The sequence below is a fragment of the Rhodococcus sp. I2R genome (assembly GCF_020889545.1).
Lineage (GTDB): Bacteria > Actinomycetota > Actinomycetes > Mycobacteriales > Mycobacteriaceae > Rhodococcoides.
This window is the reverse complement of record NZ_JAHUTG010000035.1, coordinates 25144-32665: the sequence shown is the minus strand read 5'-3', so window position 1 is coordinate 32665 and position 7522 is coordinate 25144. Positions and strand designations below refer to the sequence as shown.

At 63.7% G+C, this 7522-nt stretch carries 6 protein-coding genes and 1 pseudogene; 4 read left to right on the top strand and 3 right to left on the bottom strand.

What is annotated here, in order from left to right:
• A pseudogene (locus KVY23_RS23520) lies at positions 1-261 on the bottom strand (IS21 family transposase); the annotation flags it as partial.
• A gap of 116 nt (positions 262-377) precedes the next feature.
• On the opposite strand from KVY23_RS23520, the gene KVY23_RS23515 reads away from it, so the two are divergent.
• From KVY23_RS23515 to KVY23_RS23505, 3 genes are all read left to right on the top strand, one after another.
• Complete coding sequence (locus tag KVY23_RS23515) at positions 378-1949, top strand: IS1182 family transposase (protein ID WP_075839958.1); 1572 nt, start codon at positions 378-380, stop codon at positions 1947-1949.
• Between the two features lie 244 nt (positions 1950-2193).
• A complete protein-coding gene (locus tag KVY23_RS23510; protein ID WP_230558388.1) occupies positions 2194-3252 on the top strand; it encodes an ABC transporter permease in 1059 nt (352 codons plus the stop codon).
• Between the two features lie 3 nt (positions 3253-3255).
• Positions 3256-4071: an ATP-binding cassette domain-containing protein gene (locus KVY23_RS23505; RefSeq protein ID WP_075839957.1), complete on the top strand. Its 816-nt coding sequence runs from the start codon at positions 3256-3258 to the stop codon at positions 4069-4071.
• Positions 4072-4139: 68 nt separating this feature from the next.
• Here KVY23_RS23505 and KVY23_RS23500 read toward each other — a convergent pair whose 3' ends face one another.
• Positions 4140-4937, bottom strand: coding sequence for a HugZ family protein (locus KVY23_RS23500; protein ID WP_075839956.1), 798 nt, complete (start codon positions 4935-4937; stop codon positions 4140-4142).
• Here KVY23_RS23500 and KVY23_RS23495 point away from each other — a divergent pair.
• Positions 4931-5287, top strand: coding sequence for a hypothetical protein (locus KVY23_RS23495; protein WP_230558387.1), 357 nt, complete (start codon positions 4931-4933; stop codon positions 5285-5287). The genes KVY23_RS23500 and KVY23_RS23495 overlap by 7 nt on opposite strands.
• Before the next feature lie 15 nt (positions 5288-5302).
• On the opposite strand, the gene helR is transcribed toward KVY23_RS23495, so the two are convergent.
• Positions 5303-7468, bottom strand: coding sequence for an RNA polymerase recycling motor ATPase HelR (helR, locus tag KVY23_RS23490; RefSeq protein WP_075839955.1), 2166 nt, complete (start codon positions 7466-7468; stop codon positions 5303-5305).
• Between the last annotated feature and the right edge of the window lie 54 nt (positions 7469-7522).

Sequence of the window (7522 nt, the reverse complement as noted above, 5' to 3'; positions counted from 1 at the left end):
GTAGCCCATAGCAGTCAGGCGTTCGTGTGCTTTGTCGCCGCGGATCTTGCCCTTCGATTTCGAGACCCACTCCTCGAGAAGTTCCAGCCAGTCGTCGATGATCTTCGCGCGTCGTGTTGCCGGTGGCAGGCCCGCGTCGCGGTCTTCGACGGCCTTCTTGACAGTGTGGTGGGAGCAGCCGCAGAGTTCGGCGGCGGCACGAAACGATCCGGTCAGGTCGTAGGCATTGAGCATGTCCATGAGTTCTCCGTCAGACTTCACAGTGGTCTCTCCTGCGGTGGATTCGCGATACGGACTAGGAGACTGCTGAACAATCCGATGGCCGATCCACGTCGCGTCGACCCGCGTTTAGGTGTTTGACCTGCGATAATGTTGGTATGCAGGGAAATTCGGAGTCGCAGGGCGACCTGTGGGACGTCTCATCGGTGGCCGGGCACCTCCTCCCGCCCGGGAGTGTGTTCTCGTTTCTCGCGGAGCACCGGCTCGAGCTGTTCCCGCCGGAGATGTTCACCGACCTGTTCCCCTCGACCCGCGGACGGCCCTCGATCGCTCCGGAGGTCGTCGCGTCGGTGCTGGTCCTCCAAGCCCTGAACGGGCTCTCGGACCGTGCCGCCGCCGAAGCGGTCACCTTCGACCTGCGGTGGAAAGCGGCGTGCGGACTCGCTGTCGACGGGTCCGCGTTCCATCCGACCGTCCTGACCTACTGGCGCAAACGGCTCGCCGCCTCGGAGCACCCGAACCGCATCTTCGACACCGGTGTCCTCAAGGGCCGGACCCGCAGGGCGTTGGATTCGACCGTCCTCAACGACGCGGTCGCCACCCAGGACACCGTCACCCAGCTGGTCGCCGCGATCCGCCGGGTCGCCGCCATTGTCCCCGGCGGCGGAGAGGTCGTGGAAAGGCTGGGCACCGCCACCGACTACTCCAAGCCCGGCAAACCCGACATCGCGTGGGACGACAAGCCCGCCCGCGAACAGCTGGTCGATGCCCTGGTCCGCGACGCGGTGGCGGTCGTGGCCGCATTGACCGGGCCGGGCACCGAACAGCCGGATGCGGGCTCACCCGCAGGTCAGGCGTTGGCACTGCTGGCACTGGTCGCCGGCCAGGACGTCGAATGGATCGACACCGACGGCTCGGGCGACGGACATGGTGGGGGTCGGTGGCGGATCGCCCGCAACGTCGCCGCGGACCGGGTGATTTCCACCGTCGACACCGAGACCCGGCACGCCCACAAGACCCGTTCACGCCGTCAGGACGGATACAAGGGACACATCAACGCCGAACCCGACACCGGGTTGATCACCGCCGCGACCCTAACGAAAGCCGCAGGCCCGGGCAGTGGCGACGCGGAGGTCGGCCGCGAGTTGATCGCCGCCGATGACACCCTCGACGGCCCGGCGCAGGTGCTCGGCGATTCCGCCTACGGCAGCGGCCAGATGCTCGACGACATCGCCGACGCCGGTCACGATCCGGTGATCAAACCCAAACCCGTCCCTACCCCGCCGGGCCTTGCGAACCCGTTCACCGCCGACGAGTTCACCGTCGATCACGACGAGCAGCGTGTGACCTGCCCGAACGGGGTGAGCGCCTCGTTCGCGAACAAGTCTCGCACCGCGAAATTCAGGAAAGCCTGCACCACATGTCCTTTCCGGTCCAGGTGCACCACCTCGCCCGCCGGCCGCACCGTCCAGATCGGGGAACACGACCGGCGGGTGCGTGAGCACCGGGCACGCTGGGCAAACGATGAGCAGATGCGCGGGGACTACCGGCAGCATCGTCCGATGATCGAACGGTCCATTGCATGGATGACCCGCGGGGCGCGGACCCTGCGCTACCGCGGTGTCGTCAAGAACGATGCGTGGTGGAATCTGCGGGCCGCGTCGGTGAACCTGCAGCGGCTCACCGCCCTCGGGTTGGGCGTCGAGGACGGGGTCTGGGCCCTTGGATAGGCGGTGGGTGAGCCCCGCACCCGGCCGGGGTGCTTCCGCAGTACTCGTGGCCCCGGATTTCCTGCCTTCGACGGGAAATCCGGATCTTCGCACACACTTTGGGGATCCTGTTACTCATGGACCGGGACAGCCGCCCGCGAGCCCAGTTCCCCATATCCCGCATATTTCAGCAGTCTCCTAGGCGAGCGGTCGGCCTGGACCGAACACGAACCTGGCCGACCGCCACCAGCACGGAAGGATAGTCATGAGTACGCAGGCCGACTTGGATCTGTCGAAACACAACGTCATCACGGATGAGCGGGTGAAGAAGCGGAAACCGTTGCAGCGAGCCTTACTTCGCCCGGAGATCGGCGCTCTGTTCGGAGCGATCGTCATCTTCGTCTTCTTCTTCATCGTCGCACCTCCCTTCCGGTCTCCGGAAGCGCTCGCCACCGTGTTGTATGCATCGTCGACCATCGGCATCATGGCAATCGGTGTGTCACTGCTGATGATCGGTGGAGAGTTCGACCTCTCCACCGGTGTAGCAGTGACTTTCTCATCGCTGATGGCGTCGATGATCGCCTACAACCTTCACCTCAATGTCTGGCTCGGTTCCGCACTGGCCCTGGTACTCGCGCTGGGTGTGGGTTTCTTCAACGGCTACATGGTGATGAAGACGAAGATTCCATCCTTCCTCATCACTTTGGCCAGCTTCTTGATGCTCACCGGCATCAACCTTGCCGTCACAAAGTTGGTCACCGGTCAGGTAGCCACCCCGTCGATCTCCGATATGGCCGGCTTCGACTCCGCGCAAAGGGCATTCGCCTCCTCGATCAACATCTTCGGGATCTCGCTCCGCATCACCGTGATCTGGTGGCTGCTGTTCACAGCGATCTCCACCTATGTGTTGATGAAGACCCGAATCGGCAACTGGATCTTCGCGGTCGGTGGCAACCAGAACTCGGCTCGTGCCATCGGCGTGCCGGTCACCAGGGTCAAGATCGGTCTGTTCATGTTCGTCGGCTTCTGCGCCTGGTTCGTGGGAATGCACCTGTTGTTCGCGTTCAACACCGTGCAGTCCGGCCAAGGTGTCGGCAACGAGTTCCTCTACATCATCGCTGCCGTCATCGGTGGCTGCTTGCTCACCGGTGGCTACGGCACCACCGTCGGCGCCATGATCGGTGCGTTCATCTTCGGTATGGCCAACCAGGGCATCGTCTACGCCGGCTGGAATCCTGACTGGTTCAAGTTCTTCCTCGGAGCGATGCTGCTGTTCGCCGTCATCGCCAACACCAGCTTCCGCAACTACGCAGCAAAAGGGTGACCCATGTCCACTACAGCCGAAGCCCCCACCGAACCCTCGTCGAACGGCGGGAAGACCCCGCTGATCGAACTGAAGAATGTCGGTAAGTCCTACGGCAACATCATCGCCCTTTCCGGAATCAACCTGCGAGTCGGTGCCGGTGAAGTGACCGGTGTTCTCGGCGACAACGGAGCAGGAAAATCGACGCTGATCAAGATCATGGCCGGTCTGCATCAGCAGACCGAGGGCGAGCTCCTCGTCGACGGGGTCGAGACGAAGTTCAGCTCACCGAAGGACGCTCTCCGCAAGGGAATCGCCACGGTCTACCAGGATCTCGCCGTCGTCTCACTGATGCCGGTGTGGCGAAACTTCTTCCTCGGCCAAGAATTACGCAAGAAGGGACTGTTCCGGTCCTTGGATGTCTCCGCCATGCGTGCGACGACCATCGAAGAACTCCACAAGATGGGCATCGATCTCCCCGACGTCGATGCCCCCATCGGATCGCTTTCCGGCGGACAGCGTCAGTGTGTCGCCATCGCCCGCGCAATTCTCTTCGGCGCGCGCGTCCTCATCCTGGACGAGCCGACTGCGGCACTGGGCGTCAAACAGTCGGGGATGGTGCTGCGCTACATCACCGCGGCCAAGGAGCAAGGATTCGGCGTGGTGTTCATCACGCACAATCCGCACCACGCCTATATGGTCGGCGACCATTTCGTGCTGCTGAACCGCGGTCGACAGAAGCTCGACTGCACCTACGAGGACATCACCCTCGACGAATTGACCAAGGAGATGGCGGGCGGCGACGAACTGGAAACGCTCTCCCACGAACTACGCCGCTGAGGGCGCCCCGGTAGCGCCTCGGGCCCGCGAACTCGAGTCAGAGGAGTCGCGGGCCCGAGAGCGTCGGGTCAGTGATTCCTGGCCCGCTGTGCCAACTCCACCGTCGCAGCACGCAACTCGGCCATGTCACCGATCGGCTGCGCGTACCCGACGCGGGTCGCGGCGTTGCCGCGAGGAGTGGAAACGCTGAGGTCGAGACCGTAGCGGTCGGCCGATGTGCAGGTAGCGGAAGTCGCGTCCGGAAAGCCGCCGAGATGCCTGGCCATCTCGAGAAGCGAGGAGGCGTGATCGTCGTTCAGATGCGCAATCGCTCCGGCAGCATTGGGGGAGATGGGATCCGGCGTCGCGCGGAGGTAATCCGCCGAGTTCGCCGAGTCCATTCGTCCGTAGCCGCCTACCCAGCGTGCACGGTGAACGCGCAAGATCCACACCGTGAAATCGCTGTAGTCGATGTAGTACTTGGCCGCAGGCACGGCATCGAGATGAGCCGCGCGTGCAGCCTCCATCTCCTCGGCCCGCGGTTCTTCGACGACACCAGCGAGCGTGACGCGCGCAACGGCGAGCGGATCTGCGGCAGATTCGGGGGCCACGATCGACAGGCTGGCGCGGTGGTCCCGATGTAGGTTCCGACCGTGCTCGGCCATGCGAGAGACGCACAGAACCGGCGAACCGTTCACCATTCCGTAGGTCACGTAGGACGCCCATGGCGCGCCGTCCTCGCTCAGGCTCGCCAGTGTGGCGATATTCGTCGATGCCGCGACGGTCCGGGCTTCCTCGGCCGCTGTCGGCCGCTCCACGGGTTGGATCTCGTTCAGTGGGGGAGGAGTCGAGGGGGCGTCGCCGGGGTCTCCATGATCGAGTGCCATGGTCCGCAGTCTACGGAGTCGACTCTGTGGCCGGATCGTTGCAGGTGGTCGGTTTCGTGCTGCCGATGCCGGGGCATAGTGGTGGAGTGTTCAGAGTGATTCGCCACAACCTGACTGTGCGTGCGGTCCTAGCCGCCATGGGTCTGTTCGTCTTCGTTGCTCTCATCTGGGGCGCCGTCGGCTACGTCTACGCCGATCACGACAAAGCGGCTGCCGGAGCCAAAGTTGGCCTGGGCATTCTCGCAGTCGGTTGGCTGGCAGTGTGGAGCGCGGCAGCGGTCAAATTCGTGCGTTTGCGGGCCCGCCGGCGCAAAAGCGACGAGCAGCCAGGGCGCCGAGCAGCGGGGTGACGGGTCGATCGCCGTTCACGGATTCGTCAGTACCACCAGCTGCCGGGTTGCGCGGGTCACAGCGACGTACATGTCCACCGCGCCCTCGACCCCGGTGCCGAACCTCGCAGGATCCACCAGTACCACCAGATCGAACTCGAGGCCCTTCGTCAGTTCCGGGGTCAATGACCGCATCCGGGCTGTCGGTTGAAATGTTCTCTCACCCACTACACAACCGATACCGTCGGGGTTCTCCGCGAGCCAAGTGTCAACGATCGAGTGCAGATCGGCCACGCATCCGTAGCCGACTGGTATGCCGCTGCTCCGTATCGAAGTCGGTACGTTTGCGTCCGGGATTGCTGCGCGGATGACCGGCTCGGCCTCGGCCATGACTTCCTCGGGTGTCCGGTAGTTGACGGTCAACGAAGAAATCTCGATGCGGCCGAAACCGACTCGGTGGAGGCGCTCCCGCCAGGTCTCCGTGAAACCGTGTCGTGCCTGCGCTCGATCTCCGACGATCGTGAAGCTACGAGAGGGGCAGCGTCGCAGCAACATCAACCACTCGGCGTCCGTCAGTTCCTGTGCTTCGTCGACGACGACATGCGCGAACGGGCCGGCGAGCGCATCCTTTTCATCGGCAGGCAGGGCGGAGGTATCGACAAGCGCATCGCGAATGCCCTCCTGCCTCAGTTGGGCGATCATGCCGTCCTCGTCCGGTCCCTGCAGGAGTTCGTCGACCACGCGATCCATTCGTGCTCGTTCGGCGCTGACAGCAGCCTCGCGTAGTCGCATGCGCCTGGACCATCCGGGATCGCCGAGTCGCTGTCGGGCCGCGTCGAGCAGCGGCAGGTCCGAGGTGGTCCACCGGATCGGGTTCGTACGTTGTAGGCGTCGAACCTGCTCAGTGGTCAGCCAGGATGCGCATTGGTGCAGGTACGCGGGCACGGACCACAGGTCGCCGACGAGGTCGGCTGCGTCGATGAGAGTCCACGCACCGTCGAGTGCCTCTGTGAGTTCGTCATGGCGCATCAGCGATGTTCGTAGCACGGTCGGCAAGACATCCCCGTCGTACTTGTCCAGCAGTATCGTCACGAGCATCCGCCTGATGTCCTCGCGTGCCTCGTTGTGCGGTGTACCGGGCTCCGGTGCGTCGAACGCCTCGATCCAGTCCTCGGGGCCGAGCCAGAGATCCGCCCACTCGGTTTCGACGACCATCCCTTTCGTGGGCGGTTGCTCGTAGAACTGGACTGCAGCGTCGATCGCCTCCACCATATGAGTCGAGGACTTCAGCGCTTTCACGACAGGATCGCTCTCCTGCACTGCACCTGCGCCCTCCACGACGAGATCGAGGAGGGTACAGGTGCGGACACCCTCCTCGCCGAGGCTGGGCAGGACATTTGCGACGTACCCGAGGTAGGGCTCGTGCGGACCGACGAACAGGACTCCGCCGTGACGCTGGTGCAGACGCGGATCCGAGTACAGTAGGTAGGCAGTACGATGCAGTGCCACAACAGTTTTGCCTGTTCCTGGGCCACCGTCGACGATCCGGGTGCCGCGTGATCCAGCGCGGATGATGGCATCTTGATCGGCTTGAATCGTACCCAGGACATCGCGCATACGCGGTGACCGCATACTGCCCAGGCTTGCGATGAAGGCAGACTGATCGTCCAACGCTGCCCGGCGGGAAGCATCTCCGGTGTCATCGGTGGCTGCGAGCTGGTCGACGTCGAACACCTCGTCCCAGTAGTCGCTGATCCGGCCGTTGCTCCAGACGTACCGGCGACGCCGTGAGATTCCCATCGGGTTTGCGTGCGTCGCACCGAAGAACGGTTCGGCTGCAGGTGAGCGCCAGTCGATCAACAGTTCATTGCCGGCCTCGTCCAACAGTCCCGTGCGCCCGATGTACCGGTACGTCTGCCCGTCCGCGCCAAGAGTGTGGCCCAGGCACAAGTCGAGACCGTAGCGACGAAGCGAACGCAAGCGGCCAGCCAGTCGATGCACCTCAAAATCGCGTTCCATCACCTCCTGTCCCATGTCGGCCTCCGCCTTGCGGGCAGCATCGAGCCGTGTGGAGACATCGGCAATAGAACGCGCGAGGCTCGCGCTGATTGCGGCGAAATGTCGGTCGTCATCAGCGATCAGTGCCGCCGCAGACTTGTGGCCGAGCGAATCGGCCGAAGCAAAAGCGATCGAATCGTACATGCGCGCCTTCCGTTTCAGCTGGTCATAAGCATCGAAACGCAAGTGTGCAACCCA